Genomic DNA, 15,463 nt, shown 5'->3' on the forward strand with positions numbered 1-15,463 from the left:
TGGTAGCCACCCGCCCACCCCCTCGGAGTGACCAGTGGTCAGCGGAGGACGAAGCCCGGCAGGGTGTCCCTCGGGTCCCCCACGAACTCGTGCTCACCCGTACGGTGCGCGGTGCCGGTGATCGACGGGACGACGGCGGGGAAGCCGTCCGCGGTCGTGTGCTCGAGGACGCGGGCGACGAAGCGGGAGCCGACGATCGAGTCGTGCGTCAGCACCTGGTCGGGACCGAGCACGCCCGAGGCGGCAAGGCTCGCGACGCGGGACGCGGTGCCCGAGCCGCAGGGCGAACGGTCGACCTCGCCGTCGGCGAAGATCGTCACGTTCCGCTGGTGGGGCCCCTCGGGACGCTCGCCGAGGTCCTCGAAGAGGATCGTCCCGTAGATGCCGCTCAGCCGCTCGTCGCGCGCGTGGCGCGCGGCGGGGTGGTCGACGAGGGCCCGCTTCACCTCGCGCCCGAAGGCGATCAGCTCGGTGATGCTCCCCGGCTCGACGTGCAGCCCGACCGAGGCGACGTCGAGGCTGGCGTAGAGCGCTCCCCCGCAGGCCACGTCGACGACGACCGGCCCGTACGCGGTGGGCACCTCGATCCCGGTCTCCACGACGTAGCTGGGCACATTGACGAAGTCGACCGCCTCGACGAGCCCGCCGACCGTGTGGACGCGGGCGGTGACCCGGCCGGACGGCACGTCCACAACGACGTCGGTCACGCCGTCGGTGGGCGCCGCGACGCGGCCGGACTCCACGGCCCAGGCGCCGAGGGCGATCGTCCCGTGGCCGCAGGCGGTGGAGAAGCCGTCCTTGTGCCAGAACAGGACCCCGAGGTCCGCCCCGGCGTCGTCCGGCGGCACGAGGAACCCGCCGTACATGTCGGCGTGCCCCCGCGGTTCGAAGCACAGCAACCGGCGGAGCGCGTCGGCGTCGGTGTCCCCGATCGCCCGCGCCCGCCGGTCGGCGACGTCGGTGCCGGGGATCTCGACCGGTGGTTCGACCACGATCCGGAAGGGTTCACCCCCGGTGTGGTAGTCGGTCGTCCGGACCGAGGAGACGTTCCCTGAGCTTGTCGAAGGGGCTGCAGACACGGGAGCACGGTAGTGGCCGGGGCTCCAGCCCTTCGACAAGCTCAGGGAACGTCGTGGTGGCCGTCAGCCGATCGCGCGGTCGACCGCCGAGATGACCGCCTTGAGGGAGGCCGTGACGATGTTCGCGTCCGTGGCCACCCCCCAGGCGACCACGCTGTTGTCGCCCTGACCGACCTCGCACTCCACGTACGCCGCGGCGAGGGCGTCGCCCCCGGCGGACAGCGCGTGCTCGGCGTAGTCGAGGACCCGTACGTGGTAGCCGAGGCCCGACAGCGCGTCGACGAACGAGGACACGGGGCCGTTGCCCTCCCCGCTCACCGTCCGCTCGGTGCCGCGGTCCTGCACCCGCGCGGTGATCGAGTCACGACCGCCCGCGCTGCTGGCCGAGACGACCTCGGTGAGCCGGAGCGGCGTCGTCCGACCGAGGTACTCGGCCGAGAAGATCTCCCACAGCCGCTCCGGGCCGATCTCGCCGCCCTCGCCGTCGGTGTGGGTCTGCACGGTCCGCGAGAACTCGATCTGCAGCCGCCGTGGGAGCTCGAGCTGGTGCTCGGACTTCATGATGTAGGCGACGCCGCCCTTGCCGGACTGGCTGTTCACCCGGATGACGGCCTCGTAGCTCCGGCCGACGTCGTGCGGGTCGATCGGGAGGTACGGCGCCTCCCAGTCCAGCTCGGCGACCGGCACCCCGGCGGCCGCGGCCTTGCGGTCGAGGTCCTCCAGGCCCTTCTTGATGGCGTCCTGGTGGGAGCCGGAGAAGGCGGTGTAGACGAGGTCCCCCGCGTACGGGTGGCGCGGGTGGACCGGCAGTCCCGTGCAGTACTCCACCGTGCGACGGATCTCGTCGATGTCGGAGAAGTCGATCTTGGGGTCGATGCCCTGGCTGAACAGGTTCATGCCCAGGGTGACCAGGTCGACGTTGCCGGTGCGCTCGCCGTGGCCGAAGAGGCAGCCCTCGACACGGTCGGCGCCGGCCATCAGGCCCAGCTCGGTGGCCGCCGTCGCCGTCCCGCGGTCGTTGTGCGGGTGCAGGGAGATGGCGACGTGCTCGCGGTGGTCGACGTGGCGGCTGAACCACTCGATCTGGTCGGCGTAGACGTTCGGGGTGGCGACCTCGACCGTCGCGGGCAGGTTCAGGACGATCTCGCGGCCGGGTCCCGGCTGCCAGACCTCCATCACGGCGTTGCAGACCTCGACGGAGAAGTCGAGCTCGGCGGAGGTGAAGATCTCCGGGCTGTACTCGTAGCCGAACTCGACGTCGCCCAGGTGCTGCTCGGCGTACTTCATGACCAGCTCGGTGCCCCGGGTGGCGATGTTCACGCACTCGTCGCGGTCCACCTTGAACACCACGCGGCGGAAGAGCGGCGCGACCGCGTTGTAGAGGTGGATCGTCCCCGCCCGCGCGCCGGCCAGCGACTCGGCCGTGCGCTCGATCAGGTCCTCGCGGGCCTGCGTCAGCACCGAGATGGTGACGTCGTCGGGGATCAGGTCACGCTCGACGAGCTGGCGGACGAAGTCGAAGTCCGTCTGGCTGGCCGACGGAAAGCCGACCTCGATCTCCTTGTAGCCCATCTTCACCAGCAGCGCGAACATCTTGTGCTTGCGGGCCGGGGTCATCGGGTCGATCAGCGCCTGGTTGCCGTCCCGCAGGTCGGTCGACAGCCAACGGGGCGCGTGGGTGATGCGCGCGGCGGGCCAGGTGCGGTCGGGCAGATCGATGGGCGGGAAGGCGCGGTAGCGCCCGTACGGCATCGGGCTGGTGGTCTGCGTCGGCACGGACTGGGTGCGGGTGCCGAACGGGGTGGTGCTCATCGGGGTCCTCGCTGCTGATGGGAGCTGGCCGGGCAGGCAAGAACTCCGCAGCGAGGAGGCCGGCCGTTAAGAGGCCTCGCTGCGGCAAGGAAGGAGAATGAGGGCCCGGAGCCCCAGCGCGCTTGCCACGTTCGTCACCCTAGCCCACGGCCCCCGCCACGCCAACCACCCCCGCGAAAGCGCTCGACACCGACGACCCGTCCGCGAGAGCCTGAGGGATGAGACTCGTGGAGGTCGACCCGTACGACGACGGGCAGCTCGAGCGGCTGACCGCGCTGGACGAGCTGGTGCGCGTGCACGACGACCCCGAGGCCTTCGTGCAGACCGTCGAGGACCACGCCATCGAGCTCCGCCACGGCGGCGACCTGAACCCCAGCCGCGCGACCCTGCTCCTCGACGACACGGGTGAGGTGGTCGGTGCCTTCTGGATCGACGTGCCCGTCCTCGACAACCGGCACCTGGTCGAGGCGCACCTCCGGGTCCGTCCGGACCGGCGCGACGAGGGGCTCCAGGTCGTGGTGCTCGAGGAGCTGGCCAGCCGGACCCGGGCCCTCGGACGCACGACCCTCTGGGTCGGCGTCGGCGCCGACGACGTACGGATGACGGCGCTCCTCGCCGAGCGAGGCTTCGCGCTCGCGGCCCGGGACGCCCGGCGCCACCAGGTGCTCGCTCACCTCGACGCGGCCGAGATCGACCGCCTCGGGCGCGACGCCGCCGGGCACGCGCGCGACTACCGGCTCGAACGGGTCGACCCGCCCTACGACGACGCCCACCTGGCCGAGCTGATCCCGGCGACGGCCGCCATCAACGACGCACCGATGGGCGATCTCGCCTTCGAGGACGAGGTCTTCGACCTGGACCGCATGCGCGACGCCGAGCGGGCCCGGGCGCTCCGCGGCGAACGCATCCGTCGCGTCGTCGCCCGGCACCGGACGACCGGCAAGATGGCCGGGCACACCTACCTCGCCGTCCGGCCGTGGGCCCCCCGCGAGGCCCTGCAGTACGACACCGCCGTCACCCGTGATCATCGGGGGCACCGGCTCGGGCTCGCGCTCAAGATCGAGATGATGCGCTGGCTCGCCGAGACGGAGCCGCAGGTCGAGGTCGTGGAGACCTGGAACAACGTGGACAACCTGCCGATGATCAAGGTCAACGAGGCCCTCGGCTACCGCCTGTCGAGGACGTTCGCGATGTACCAGCGGGTGCTGACGCCTCGGAGCGAGGCGTAGCCCCCGAGCGCCTTCAGAAGCCGAGGCGGTTGAGGTGCTTGGGGTTGCGCTGCCACTCCTTGAGGACCTTGATCCGCAGGTCGAGGTAGACCGGGGTACCCAGGAGAGCCTCGATCTGGCGCCGGGACTTCTCACCGATGTCGCGCAGCCGCTCGCCGCGGTGGCCGATGATGATGCCCTTCTGGGAGTCGCGCTCGACGATCATCGAGGCGTATACGTCCAGCAGCGGCTTGTCGGCCGGCCGGCCCTCCCGCAGGCCCATCTCCTCGATGGCGACGGTGATCGAGTGCGGCAGCTCGTCACGGACGGTCTCGAGGACCGACTCGCGGATGAGCTCGGCGACCAGGGTCTCCTCGGGCTCGTCGGTGACCTCCCCGCCCGGGTAGAGCGGCGGGCCGTCCGGCAGCAGCGAGACGAGCGTGTCGGCCAAGACGTCGAGCTGGTCGTCGGTCACGGAGGAGACGGGGACGATGTGCGTCCACGTGATGCCGAGCGTCTCCTCGAGCGCCTGGATCGCCATCAGGTGCTGGGCCATCCGGGTGGGGCCGACGAGGTCGGACTTGGTCGCCACGGCGACGAGGGCCGGGACGCGCGGCAGCTTGGCCAGCTCGCCCACGAGGTAGGTGTCCCCCGGCCCGATCTTCTGGTCGGCCGGCAGGCACACGCCCACCGTGTCGACCTCGCTCCACGTGGCGCGGACGACGTCGTTCAGCCGCTCGCCCAGCAGCGTCCGGGGGCGGTGCAGACCCGGGGTGTCGATCAGCACGAGCTGCGCGTCGGGCCGGTTCACGATGCCGCGGATCGCGTGCCGCGTGGTCTGCGGCTTGGCCGAGGCGATGGCGATCTTGGTGCCGACGAGCGCGTTGGTGAGCGTCGACTTGCCGGCGTTGGGCCGCCCGACGAAGCAGGCGAAGCCCGACTTGAAGCCCTCGGGCGTCTCCGTGCCGTCGAGGGACCCGGGCATCGCGGGCCTCACGTGAGCACCCGCCCGCGGACGACGCCGCGGGGGTCGACGGCCCAAAGGGCCACGCCCTCGCCGCCGAGGTCACGGACCACGTCGAGGTCGCCGTCGAGCGCGTACGGGTCCGGGTCGTCGTCCGTCGCGACGGCGACGGCCTCGAGGCCCGTGGCCCCCGACGAGATCGCCATGGACACGGCGACCGCGACCGCGGACAGGGTCAGGTGCTCGAGCGCGACGTTCGTGGCGGCGTACGTCCGGCCGTCGGTGTCGCGGACGCAGGCGCCCTGCGGCGCGCTCGTCCGGGCCAGGGCGCTGCGGGCGAGCGTGATGATCTTGACGTCCTCGGGGTCGGAGGGCGTGCTGGTGGGTTCGGTGCTCATCGGTCCGGTGCTCATGCCATCGATTCCTCGTGCGCGGGCACCTGGTCGGCCTGCGGCTCGTCGGTGCTGTCCTGCTGCCGGGTCACCAGGACGGTCCCGATCCGGTTGCGGCGGCCGCTGGAACGTTCGGCGACCAGCTCGAGGCCGGCGTAGCTGACGACGGAGCCCGGGATCGGCACCTTGTTCAGCTGCTTGGCCATGAGCCCGCCCACGGTCTCGACGTCCTCGTCGTCCAGCTTGAGGCCGTAGAGGTCGCCGAGCTCGTCGAGCGGGAGGCGCGACGAGATGCGGAAGCGGTCCTCCCCCAGCGGCGTCACGTCGGTCGGCTCCACGTCGTACTCGTCGGTGATCTCGCCGACGATCTCCTCGAGGATGTCCTCGATCGTCGCCATCCCGGCTGTCCCGCCGAACTCGTCGACGACCACGACCAGGTGCACGCGCTTGAGCTGCATCTCCTGGAGGAGCTCGTCCACGGGCTTGGAGTCGGGGCACCACGACACGGGCCGCATCACGGAGCCGACGCGCTCCTTGGACTGCACGTCGGGGGCGTCGTACGTCCGCTTGATGATGTCCTTGAGGTACAGGATGCCGACGACGTCGTCGAGCCCGTCCCGGATCACCGGGATGCGGCTGAAGCCGGAGCGCAGCGCGAGCGACACCGCCTGGCGCAGCGTCTTGTGCTCCTCGATGAAGACCATGTCCGTGCGCGGCACCATGACCTCGCGCACGATCGTGTTGCCCAGGTCGAAGACGGAGTGGATCATCCGGCGCTCGCCCGAGTCGATCACCGAGCTCGTCTCGGCCAGGTCGACCAGCTCGCGCAGCTCCGCCTCGGTCGAGAACGGCCCGTCCACGAAGCCCTTGCCCGGCGTCACGGCGTTGCCGATCATGATCAGCAGCCGGGTCAGCGGTCCGAGCACGGTCGTCAGCAGGCCGAGCGGGCCGGCGGCGGCGAGGGAGACCGTGTCGGCGTGCTGGCGGCCCAGCGTGCGCGGCGCGACACCCCAGAAGATGAACGAGACGACGAACATCGCGCCGGTCGCCAGCGCCCCGGCCTCCCAGGTGACGCTGAGGTTGGTCAGGACCACCAGGACCACGATGACGATGGACGAGATCTCGAGCAGCGTGCGGACGAAGAGCGCGGTGTTCAGGTAGGACGGCGGGTCGTCGGCGAGCCTGCGCAGCCGCGCGGCGCCAGGACGGCCCTCCTCGCAGAGACGGTTGGCCCGGGCCTTGGAGATCGAGCTCAGCGCCGCCTCGGCCGCGGCCAGCAGGCCGGCGAGGACCACGAGCAGCAACGCGACGACCAGCAGGCCCCAGTCGGCGCTGCTCATCGGGCCGCTCCGGCGACGCGTCCGGGCTGGTCCGGTCGTTCCTTCGCCCAGGCCTCGAGGACACGGTCCTTGAGCCCGAACATCTCGGCGCGCTCGGCGTCGTCGGCGTGGTCGTAGCCGAGCAGGTGCAGGATGCCGTGCACCAGCAGGTACTCGGCCTCCGCCTGCGCCGTACGGCCGTGCTCGCGGGCCTGCGCGTCGGTCACCGACGGGCAGAGCACGACGTCGCCGAGCATGCCCGCGGGCGGCTCGTCCTCGTCGTCGCGGGGCGGCCGCAGCTCGTCCATGGGAAAGCTGAGCACGTCGGTCGGCCCCGGCTCCCCCATGTACTTCTCGTGGTAGGCGCTCATGGTCGGCTCGTCGACCAGCAGGATGGACAGCTCGGCCTGTGGGTGGATGCGCAGGCGGCCCAGCGCGAAGGTGGCGAGCCGGACCAGGCCGGTACTGTCCGCCTCCAGACCGGACTCGTTGTTGATGTCGACAGTCACGTTCTCGTTCTCCGGGTGGGCGTCAGCGCCGCGCGACGGGCGGCGGCTGTGCGGCGTCGTGGACCTCGTACGCCGCGACGATGCGACCCACCAGCTTGTGCCGCACGACGTCGTGCGCGGTCAGGTGGCAGAAGGAGAGGTCGTCGACCTCGCTGAGGATGGCCTCGGCCTGGCGCAGCCCGCTGGCGGTGCCGTTGGGCAGGTCGACCTGCGTGACGTCGCCCGTGACGACCATGCGCGACCCGAAGCCGAGCCGCGTCAGGAACATCTTCATCTGCTCGACCGAGGTGTTCTGCGCCTCGTCCAGGATGATGAACGCGTCGTTGAGCGTCCGGCCGCGCATGAAGGCCAGGGGCGCCACCTCGATCGTGCCGGCCGTGAGCAGGCGCGGGATCAGGTCGGGGTCGAGCATGTCGTGCAGCGCGTCGTAGAGCGGTCGCACGTACGGGTCGATCTTGTCGTTCAGCGTGCCGGGCAGGAAGCCCAGGTGCTCGCCGGCCTCGACGGCCGGCCGGGTCAGGATGATCCGGTTGACCTCCTTGGCCTGCAGCGCCTGCACGGCCTTGGCCACGGCGAGATAGGTCTTGCCCGTGCCGGCCGGACCGATGCCGAAGACCACCGTGTGCTGGTCGATCGCGTCGACGTAGCGCTTCTGGTTGAGCGTCTTGGGCCGGATCGTCTTGCCGCGCGACGACAGGATGTTCTGGGTCAGCACCTCGGCCGGGCGGGTGTCGCCACGTTCCGCGAGCATCGAGACGATCCGCTCCACGCCGTCGGGCGTGAGGCCCTGGCCGGTGCGGAGGATCGTGACGAGCTCGCTGATGACCTCGACGCCGAGGTCGACCGCCACAGGTGCGCCCGACAGCGTGATCTCGTTGCCGCGGACGTGCACGCCCGCGGTCAGCTCGCGCTCGAGGATGCGCAGGAACTCGTCGCGCGGGCCGAGGAGGTTGACCATCTCGATCGACACCGGGACGGTGATCCGCCGGAGCTCCTCGAAGCCGCTCTCGCCCTGCTCGGCATCGACGGCGCGCGGCGCGCGGTCGCCGCGGATGTCGGTCGTGCTCGCGGGCCGGGCTGCTCGCTCCGGCCTGCCGGTCTCTGACCTGCTCAGGAGGGTCCTCACGTGGTGCTGCGTGCCGCTCGGGCACTTGACCCGGCCAGTCTAGTGAGCCTGGGCCAGTCGGCACAGGGAGAAGCGGAGGCAGTCTGTGAAGACGCACTACTGCACGGCCACCAGCATCGACGGCTACATCGCCGACGAGGAGAACTCGCTGGCGTGGCTCTTCCAGTTCTCCGAGGGCGAGCCGGGCGAGGGGGACGACGCCGGGGTCCCCGGCCGGTACGCGACGTTCCTGGCCGGCATCGGCGCCGTCGTCATGGGCTAAACCACGTACGAGTGGCTGCTCCGGGAGGAGATCCGCGACGACCCGGCCCGCTGGCCGTACGCGCAGCCCACCTGGGTCTTCACGTCGCGCGAGCTGCCGGGCGTCCCGGGCGCAGACCTGCGGTTCGTCAGTGATGCCGTCGAGCCGGTGCACGCGGAGGTCGCCGCGCTGCTGCCCGAGGGTAAGGACCTGTGGCTGGTCGGCGGGGGCGAGCTGGTCGGGATGTTCCTCGACGCCGGCCTGCTCGACGAGGTCCACCTCGGTGTCGCACCGGTGTTCCTCGGCGGTGGCGCCCCGCTGCTGCCCCGCCGTCTCGTCACCCCACCGCTGGAGCTCGTCGGATGCTCGCGGGCCGGGTCGTTCGTGCAGCTCGACTACCGGGTGCCGCGCGCCTGAGCCCCGTCCGGCTGAACTTCTGCGCGGTCGAGCACCTGTGAGGTCGTCAGGCGCGCAGAAGTTCGCCCAGAGACCAGGGCTCGAGGATCAGGGCAGCGGCCAGCGGTCCGCGAAGCGGTCCGTCGCCGCGACCAGCGCCGCGCTGATCTCCGGCTCGGACCAGGCGTGACCGGACGTCGGGGCCATCACGAGCTCGGCCTGCGGCCACGCCCGGTGCAGGTCCCAGGCGGTCACCGCGGGCGTGCAGAGGTCGTAGCGGCCCTGGACGATGACGCCCGGGACGTCCGCGAGCCGGCCGGCGTCGGCGATCAGCTGGCCCTCGCCCTCGGGTGTGGTGGAGAACCAGCCCTCGTTGACGAAGTAGTGGTTCTCGATCCGCGCGAAGGCCAGCGCGTACGCCGGGTCCGCGAACTCGGCGATCAGCGCCTCGTCGGGCACGAGCGTGATCGCGGAGGCCTCCCACGTCGCCCAGGCCACGGCCGCCGGGCCGTGCACCGCGGGGTCGGGGTCGAAGAGCAGCTCGTGGTAGGCCGCGATCGGGTCGCCCACGACCGTGCCGCCCGGCGTCACCTCGACGAGGCCGCGCTCGAGCAGCGGCGCGAGGTAGCCCGCGTAGCGCTCCGGCAAGACCTGGCCGGCCTCGCCGCCGTAGAAGAAGTCGAGCTCGCTGCGTCTCAGCGTGAAGATGCCCCGCAGGACGAGCTCGGTCACCCGGTCGGGGTGCCGCTCGGCGTACGCGAGGCCCAGCGCGCTGCCCCACGATCCGCCGAACACCTGCCAGCGGTCGATCCCGCGCGCCTCGCGCAGCCGCTCCACGTCGGCGACGAGGTGCCAGGTCGTGTTGACCGCCGGGTCCGCCTCGGGCGTGCTGGCGTGCGGGACGCTGCGGCCGCACCCGCGCTGGTCGAAGAGGACCACGCGGTAGCGCGCCGGGTCGAACAGCCGCCGGACGCCGGGCGAGACGCCGCCACCCGGGCCGCCGTGCAGGAACACGACCGGCTTGCCGTCCGGGTTCCCGCACTCCTCCCAGTGGATCTGCTGGCCGTCGCCGACGTCGAGCAGACCCTCCGCGTACGGCTCGATCTCGGGGTAGAGCGTCACTCCGGGACGATGTGCATGGCGGCCTCTTCGGCGCTCGCGGCGCCGCCGTCCACGCCGACGTCCTCGCCGATCAGGTCCTTGTCCTCGTCGAGGCCGATGCCCTCGTTCGGGTCGACCAGGCGACCGGAACGCACGTCGCCGACCTCGCCGTCGTCGAGGTTCTCCTCGTCCGCGCGCACGGTGAGGTTGTCCTCCTCGTCGACGTCGTCCTCGGCGTACGGGTCGGGCTCGGGGATCTCCTCGGAGAGGCGCTGGTCGAGCGTCTCGTGCTCGCCCTCGCGGATCAGGGCCGACGGACGCTCGGGCGGCGAGTAGCCCTCGTCCAGCGCGTCCTCGACCACGGAGCTGTCGAGGTTGTTGTACGGCTGCAGCTGGTCCTGGTCCATCTGGTCGATCTCGTCAGGGGTCTGCTCGTACGACTGGACGTCCGCGTTGTCACTCATGGGGCCAGCCTGCCATGCGTCTGCCGGGGTCAGCCGGTGAGCGAGACGAGCTGGTCGAACACCGCCGGCGGGCCCGCGACGATCGGGCCGCCGTGCAGCAGCTCCGCGGTGGCGTCGCCGTAGTCGACCCGGCACCCCGCGGCCTCGAGCACCGCGATCGCGCCGAGGCAGTCCCAGGTGTTGATGTGGGGCTCGACGTAGCCGAGCAGCCGCCCGCACGCCACGTCGCACAGCCCGAGGGCCCCCGACCCGCTGCGGACGAACATGCCGCCGGCGCGCAGCAGCCGGTCGATCATCGGGACCACCTGCTCCGCGGTCACCCGCGGCGAGGCCCCTACGTAGACGAGGCCGTCGAGCAGGGTGGTCCCCGGGTGCGGGGTGATGCGGACGCCGTTCAGCGTGGCCTCGCCGCCGCGGCGGCCCACGAACAGCTCGTCCGCCGCCGGGCTGTTGACGAAGCCGAGCTCGACGCGGCCCGCACGGACGTACGCGATGGAGACGCACCAGGACCGCAGGCCGCTGACGAAGGGCTGGGTGCCGTCGATCGGGTCGACGACCCAGGTGCCCGCGGAACCGTCGACCTCGAGCGAGCCGGTCTCCTCGCCGAGGAAGCCGTCGTCCGGGAACGTCTCGCGCAGCCGGGCGCGGATCAGGTCCTCGACCTCGGTGTCGGCCTCGCTGACCACGTCGCGCGGGCCCTTGCGGTGCACGACGAGCGTGGACAGGCTGCGGAAGTGCCGCAGGGCGAGCTCCCCGGCCTCGCGGACCAGGTCGAGACCGAAGGCGAAGCGTGCGTCCAGCCCGTCGTCGCCCCCGCTGGTGCCCGGACTCATCGCCACAGCCATGCCGCTCCCCTGACGCCGCTCGAGTCGCCGTGCGCGGCGCGCACGACGGGTGTGTAGAAGCAGGGCGAGAACGTGTACGACGCGATGCGGTCCGGCAGCTCGGCGTACAGCTCGTCCACGTTGGACATGCCCCCGCCCAGGACGAAGACGTCCGGGTCGAGGGCGTTGACGACCTGGGACAGGCCGCGGGCCAGCCGGTCGAGATAGCGGTCGAAGATCATCCGCGCCAGCCGCTCGCCCGTCCGCATGCGCTGCACCACGTCGACCGCGGTGAGCTGCGCCGGGTCGACGAGGTCGATGTCGGCGTGCTCGCGGTAGTCGCGGGCCAGCGCCCGGCCGGACACCCACCGTTCCAGACAGCCGTGCCGCCCGCAGTAGCAGGCGGGCCCGGGGACCTCGGAGAGATGCGGGTACGGGAGCGCGCTGTGCCCCCACTCGCCCGCCGAGTGGTTGGGACCGGAGTGCACCCGCCCGTCGACCGCGATGCCGGCGCCGGCCCCGGTGCCGAGGATGACGGCGAAGACCACGCGGTGGCCCGCTCCGGCCCCGTCGTGCGCCTCCGAGGCCGCGAAGCAGTCCGCGTCGTTCATCGTGCGGATGTCCCGACCGAACGCGGTCCGCAGGTCGTCCTCCGGGCGCCGGCCGATCAGCCAGGTCGAGCTGCAGCCCTTGGCCACCCCCGTACGCGGATCCAACGAGCCGGGCAGGCCGACGCCGATCGTTCCCGTGGTCCCGACCTCGGCCTCCACCTCGGCCACGAGCCGGACGACGGTGGCCAGGCAGGCGTCGTAGTCGGAGCGGGGCGTCGGGGTCCGGAGGCGGACCAGCTCGGAGCCGTCGGGCGCCAGCGCGGCCGCCTCGATCTTCGTCCCGCCCCAGTCGACGCCGATCAGGACGCGGGACTCGGCGCGGGGTGAGGTGGACATCGCGGTGACCGTACCAAGACGGGGCCGGAGCACGTTTGCGCGCCGGCAGGAGGAGTCGGAGATCGTTTACGTTTTAACCCGTAGGAACCACTATTTCTTCAGATCTTTCTCATGTACGTTCGAGCTGGCTCGGGGGCCCACTTCTTCTTCTCAGGACGGTCCTCGTGAGCCCGAAACCTCCTCGTCTGCGCCGACGCCTCGGCCACGGCGGGATCTCCCTCCTGGTCCTCGCGACCAGCTCCTCCCTGCTGTGGTCGGCGTCGTCCGGCACGGCCTCTGCCGAGCCCATCGGTCCGCAGCCCGTGTGCGCCGACGGCACCTGCACCGTGACCTTTGCCGCCACGGGCGCGCTGCAGACCTGGACGGTGCCGTCGGGCGTCACGTCGCTCACCGCCGACGTCTCGGGAGCCGCGGGCGGCAGCTCGGCGACCCCGGCCGTGGCCGGCCTGGGCGGCCGGACGACGGGCACCTTCTCCGTCGAGCCGGGCGACGAGCTCGAGGTCGTCGTCGGGGCAGGTGGCACGACCTCGACCGACTCGCCGGACGGGGCTTCGGGAACCTACGGCGGTGGCGGGGCCGGCGGCTACAACTACTGGGGCGACGGCGGGGGTGCCAGCGGCGGCGGTGCGTCATACGTGTTCGACGCCGAGCTCCTGCTGGCAGCCGGCGGTGGGGGCGGCGCAAGCGATGGTCGAGCCGGCGGCTCCGGTGGCGGGGCTGGGTCAGCAGCAGACGCGGGGGCGGACGGATCGAGCTCGACCGGCGGCCAGCCCGGGACGCTCGACGCGAACGGGACAGGCGGGAATCCCTTCGGGCAGTCAGGCAGCGGGGACGCGGACGAGGCCACGGGTCTGCCGACCGGCGGGCGGGGCGGCTTCGCCGACTCGCTCTTCGGACCTTCGAGCAGTGAGCCCGGAGCAGGGGGCGGTGGCGGCTTCCACGCGGGGGGCGGCGGGGGCGGCACCATCGATGACTTCCCCGGAACCGACGTGGGGTCCGGCGGCGGCGGCGGCGCTGGGTTCGCGGCGGCGAGCGTGACCGACGTGGTCGGCGCCGCGGGCGTCCAGTCCGGCGACGGCGCGATCACGCTGAGCTACGCGAACCTTCCCGCGTACACCGTCTCCTTCACGAGCAGCTTCGACGGCGCCGTGGTGGGGGGCAAGTCCCGGAACGTCTCCGCCGACGCCTCCGGCCCGGGTGTCGTGACCTTCAGCGTGGACCCGACCACCACGAACAGCGCGTGCAGCGTCGACCGTGTTGCCGTGAGCTTCGACCACGTCGGCACCTGCGTCATCGCGGGCGACCTGCCGGGCGACGAGACCCACGCGCCCGGGCACAACGTGGTGTCCTTCAAGATCGGCCAGGGCAACCAGACCATCACCTTCCCGCCGCTGCCCACTTCGGGCACGATCGGCGACGTCATCCCCCTGGAGGCCACGGGGTCGACGACCAGCGGCTCACCGGTTGTCTACAGCCTCGGTGCCGGCTCGGCCGACGGTGTGTGCACGGTCGACAACGCGGCGAAGACGGTGACGCTGACGGCCGCGGGCCGGTGCGTCGTCCTCGCCGCACAGGCAGGAACCGTCGACTACAAGGCCGCCATACCTGTGAACCAGGAGGTGGCCGTCAACCTGATCAGGACGACCAGCGCGCTCACGTTCGACCAGGAGACCCCGGTCTACGGCCAGCCGGTGACGGCGACCGTCACGGTGACCGGCACCACGGCCGGCTTCGTCCAGCTCTCGGTCGACGGCAAGCCCTTCGGTGACCGCGTCTCCGTCCTCGAGGGCACGGCCAGCATCGATCTGCCGACCGACCTGGGCGCCGGCGGCCACCCGGTCAAGGCCGTCTTCACCCCGCTCGACGAGACCTACGCGGAGTCCAGCGTCGAGCAGTCGCTGCCCGTCGCCCAGGCCAAGACCAGCACCGACCTCACGGTCCGCGCGAACCAGGCCTCGGTCGTGGTCGCTGCGGTGGCCCCGGGGGCCGGGACGCCGGAAGGCACGGTCGTCTTCAGCTTCGGCGACACGGTCTCCGACCCGGTGACGCTCGTACGCGGCAAGGCGGCGTACGACGGGACCATCCCCGCGGACACGTTCGTCAGCGTCGTCTACAGCGGCGACGACGACTTCGCCGGGTCCTCCACGTCCACCCTGCGGAAGAGCCCGACCATCAAGGCGACCGTCTCGAGCGACGCGGTGAAGTCGCCGACCGGTTGGTACCGCGCGTCGGTGACGGTGTCCTTCGACTGCGTCGAGGGGAGCGCGCCGCTCACCGACGACTGCCCCGACCCGGTCACCCTGTCGGCCGACGCCGCGTCGCAGGGCGTGTCGAAGACGATCATCGCCGAGGACGGCGGCGTCGCCACGGCGAGCGTCACCGGCATCAACATCGACACCACCAAGCCGGTGGTCGACGCGCTCGGGGTCGAGGACGGCGACCGGTTCTTCTCGTCGGCCCCCGAGGCCGGGTGCCGCGCCACGGACGCGCTGTCCGGGGTGTCGGCCTGCGCCGCCCAGCGGAAGGTCGACGGCAAGGCCGTGACCTACTCGGTGATCGCGGTCGACCAGGCGGGGAACACCACCACGAGGACGGTCCGCGCCAGCACGTACGTCCGGGGCATCGTCGACGCCCCGTACGTGGACGGCGCGTACACCGTCAAGGCCGGTCAGGCCGTCACGCTGGTCGCGAAGAGCAGCAAGCGACCGCAGGTCTACAAGCCGGTCGAGGCGCCGAAGACGCCGAGCAAGAGCGGTGACAAGTTCAAGGCCACCGAGAACGACGACGAGTGGGCTCTCGGCTACACCATCCCGACGTCGCTCAAGCCGGGCAAGACCTACAACCTGGGGATCAAGACCACCTCGAAGTACACGATCAAGCTCAAGGTGATCAGCTGATCCGGAAGCCGTAAACGGCGCGGGGCGCGGCGGGCGAAAGCCCACCGCGCCCCGCGTCACGTCTGCGGCCGTCGTGCGGCCGGGATCGGCACACCCTCCCCACATCGGCACACCCTGCAGGGTGTGCCGGGGCGAGCAGGGTATGCCGGGGTGGGGAAGGTGTGCTGAGGTCAGCAGGGTGTGC

Annotated in this window: 15 protein-coding genes; 4 read left to right on the plus strand and 11 right to left on the minus strand. The window is 71.7% G+C overall.

The features are described 5' to 3' along the window. Positions 1 to 38: 38 nt before the first annotated feature. Together FHX39_RS14505 and leuA are read right to left on the minus strand one after the other, a co-directional pair. Positions 39 to 1,079 (minus strand): proline racemase family protein, encoded by a 1,041-nt coding sequence (locus FHX39_RS14505; protein WP_183339542.1) that lies wholly within the window; start codon positions 1,077 to 1,079, stop codon positions 39 to 41. A 63-nt stretch (positions 1,080 to 1,142) separates the two neighbouring features. Then, positions 1,143 to 2,891 (minus strand): 2-isopropylmalate synthase, encoded by a 1,749-nt coding sequence (leuA, locus tag FHX39_RS14510; protein WP_183339544.1) that lies wholly within the window; start codon positions 2,889 to 2,891, stop codon positions 1,143 to 1,145. A gap of 218 nt (positions 2,892 to 3,109) precedes the next feature. Between leuA and FHX39_RS14515 the strand changes: the two genes are divergently transcribed. Continuing rightward, the gene (locus FHX39_RS14515) at positions 3,110 to 4,120 is read left to right on the plus strand and encodes a GNAT family N-acetyltransferase (protein WP_183339546.1); all 1,011 of its coding nucleotides are present in this window, start codon (positions 3,110 to 3,112) and stop codon (positions 4,118 to 4,120) included. Positions 4,121 to 4,133: 13 nt separating this feature from the next. Here the strand turns inward: FHX39_RS14515 and era are convergent, their stop codons facing one another. From era to FHX39_RS14540, 5 genes are read right to left on the minus strand one after another with little or no spacing between them, the layout of a single operon-like run. After that, complete coding sequence (gene era, locus FHX39_RS14520) at positions 4,134 to 5,084, minus strand: GTPase Era (RefSeq protein ID WP_183339548.1); 951 nt, start codon at positions 5,082 to 5,084, stop codon at positions 4,134 to 4,136. 8 nt (positions 5,085 to 5,092) lie between these two features. Continuing rightward, the gene (locus FHX39_RS14525) at positions 5,093 to 5,476 is read right to left on the minus strand and encodes a cytidine/deoxycytidylate deaminase family protein (protein ID WP_232530634.1); all 384 of its coding nucleotides are present in this window, start codon (positions 5,474 to 5,476) and stop codon (positions 5,093 to 5,095) included. Continuing rightward, a complete protein-coding gene (locus tag FHX39_RS14530; protein ID WP_183339550.1) occupies positions 5,473 to 6,795 on the minus strand; it encodes a hemolysin family protein in 1,323 nt (440 codons plus the stop codon). The genes FHX39_RS14525 and FHX39_RS14530 overlap by 4 nt, the downstream gene beginning before the upstream one ends. Then, positions 6,792 to 7,283 (minus strand): rRNA maturation RNase YbeY, encoded by a 492-nt coding sequence (ybeY, locus tag FHX39_RS14535; protein WP_183339552.1) that lies wholly within the window; start codon positions 7,281 to 7,283, stop codon positions 6,792 to 6,794. The genes FHX39_RS14530 and ybeY overlap by 4 nt, the downstream gene beginning before the upstream one ends. A 22-nt stretch (positions 7,284 to 7,305) precedes the next feature. After that, positions 7,306 to 8,241, minus strand: a complete 936-nt coding sequence (locus FHX39_RS14540) for a PhoH family protein (RefSeq protein ID WP_183341481.1) — start codon at positions 8,239 to 8,241, stop codon at positions 7,306 to 7,308. Between the two features lie 253 nt (positions 8,242 to 8,494). On the opposite strand from FHX39_RS14540, the gene FHX39_RS21305 reads away from it, so the two are divergent. Together FHX39_RS21305 and FHX39_RS21310 are read left to right on the plus strand one after the other, a co-directional pair. Beyond that, entirely contained in the window at positions 8,495 to 8,671 is a 177-nt protein-coding gene (locus tag FHX39_RS21305) for a hypothetical protein (RefSeq protein ID WP_232530635.1), read from the plus strand. Between the two features lie 30 nt (positions 8,672 to 8,701). Continuing rightward, positions 8,702 to 9,067, plus strand: coding sequence for a dihydrofolate reductase family protein (locus FHX39_RS21310; protein ID WP_332836953.1), 366 nt, complete (start codon positions 8,702 to 8,704; stop codon positions 9,065 to 9,067). An 87-nt stretch (positions 9,068 to 9,154) separates the two neighbouring features. Here FHX39_RS21310 and pip read toward each other — a convergent pair whose 3' ends face one another. Genes pip through FHX39_RS14565 form a run of 4 tightly spaced genes read right to left on the minus strand, consistent with a single transcriptional unit; the run spans position 9,155 to position 12,382 of the window. After that, positions 9,155 to 10,168, minus strand: a complete 1,014-nt coding sequence (pip, locus tag FHX39_RS14550) for a prolyl aminopeptidase (RefSeq protein WP_183339554.1) — start codon at positions 10,166 to 10,168, stop codon at positions 9,155 to 9,157. Then, positions 10,165 to 10,611 carry a DUF5709 domain-containing protein gene (locus FHX39_RS14555; RefSeq protein ID WP_183339556.1) on the minus strand — a complete coding sequence of 149 codons (447 nt, stop codon included), beginning with the start codon at positions 10,609 to 10,611 and terminating at the stop codon, positions 10,165 to 10,167. The genes pip and FHX39_RS14555 overlap by 4 nt, the downstream gene beginning before the upstream one ends. A 29-nt stretch (positions 10,612 to 10,640) precedes the next feature. Then, a complete protein-coding gene (locus FHX39_RS14560; protein ID WP_183339558.1) occupies positions 10,641 to 11,456 on the minus strand; it encodes an inositol monophosphatase family protein in 816 nt (271 codons plus the stop codon). Continuing rightward, on the minus strand, positions 11,441 to 12,382 hold the full coding sequence (locus FHX39_RS14565) for an ROK family protein (protein ID WP_183339560.1): 942 nt from the start codon (positions 12,380 to 12,382) through the stop codon (positions 11,441 to 11,443). The genes FHX39_RS14560 and FHX39_RS14565 overlap by 16 nt, the downstream gene beginning before the upstream one ends. A 164-nt stretch (positions 12,383 to 12,546) precedes the next feature. On the opposite strand from FHX39_RS14565, the gene FHX39_RS22215 reads away from it, so the two are divergent. Further along, positions 12,547 to 15,279, plus strand: a complete 2,733-nt coding sequence (locus tag FHX39_RS22215) for an Ig-like domain repeat protein (RefSeq protein WP_183339562.1) — start codon at positions 12,547 to 12,549, stop codon at positions 15,277 to 15,279. Positions 15,280 to 15,463: the final 184 nt, after the last annotated feature.

Origin of the sequence: Microlunatus antarcticus, assembly GCF_014193425.1 — a bacterium.
Classification (GTDB): Bacteria; Actinomycetota; Actinomycetes; order Propionibacteriales; family Propionibacteriaceae; genus Microlunatus; species Microlunatus antarcticus.

What these genes read in the sequence shown, in the direction of transcription:
- leuA (WP_183339544.1), bottom strand. Translation starts at nt 2,891, where the DNA reads ATGAGCACCACCCCGTTCGGCACCCGCACCCAGTCCGTGCCGACGCAG.
- FHX39_RS14515 (WP_183339546.1), top strand. Translation starts at nt 3,110, where the DNA reads ATGAGACTCGTGGAGGTCGACCCGTACGACGACGGGCAGCTCGAGCGG.
- era (WP_183339548.1), bottom strand. Translation starts at nt 5,084, where the DNA reads ATGCCCGGGTCCCTCGACGGCACGGAGACGCCCGAGGGCTTCAAGTCG.
- FHX39_RS14525 (WP_232530634.1), bottom strand. Translation starts at nt 5,476, where the DNA reads ATGAGCACCGGACCGATGAGCACCGAACCCACCAGCACGCCCTCCGAC.
- FHX39_RS14530 (WP_183339550.1), bottom strand. Translation starts at nt 6,795, where the DNA reads ATGAGCAGCGCCGACTGGGGCCTGCTGGTCGTCGCGTTGCTGCTCGTG.
- FHX39_RS14540 (WP_183341481.1), bottom strand. Translation starts at nt 8,241, where the DNA reads ATGGTCAACCTCCTCGGCCCGCGCGACGAGTTCCTGCGCATCCTCGAG.
- FHX39_RS14555 (WP_183339556.1), bottom strand. Translation starts at nt 10,611, where the DNA reads ATGAGTGACAACGCGGACGTCCAGTCGTACGAGCAGACCCCTGACGAG.
- FHX39_RS14560 (WP_183339558.1), bottom strand. Translation starts at nt 11,456, where the DNA reads ATGGCTGTGGCGATGAGTCCGGGCACCAGCGGGGGCGACGACGGGCTG.
- FHX39_RS14565 (WP_183339560.1), bottom strand. Translation starts at nt 12,382, where the DNA reads ATGTCCACCTCACCCCGCGCCGAGTCCCGCGTCCTGATCGGCGTCGAC.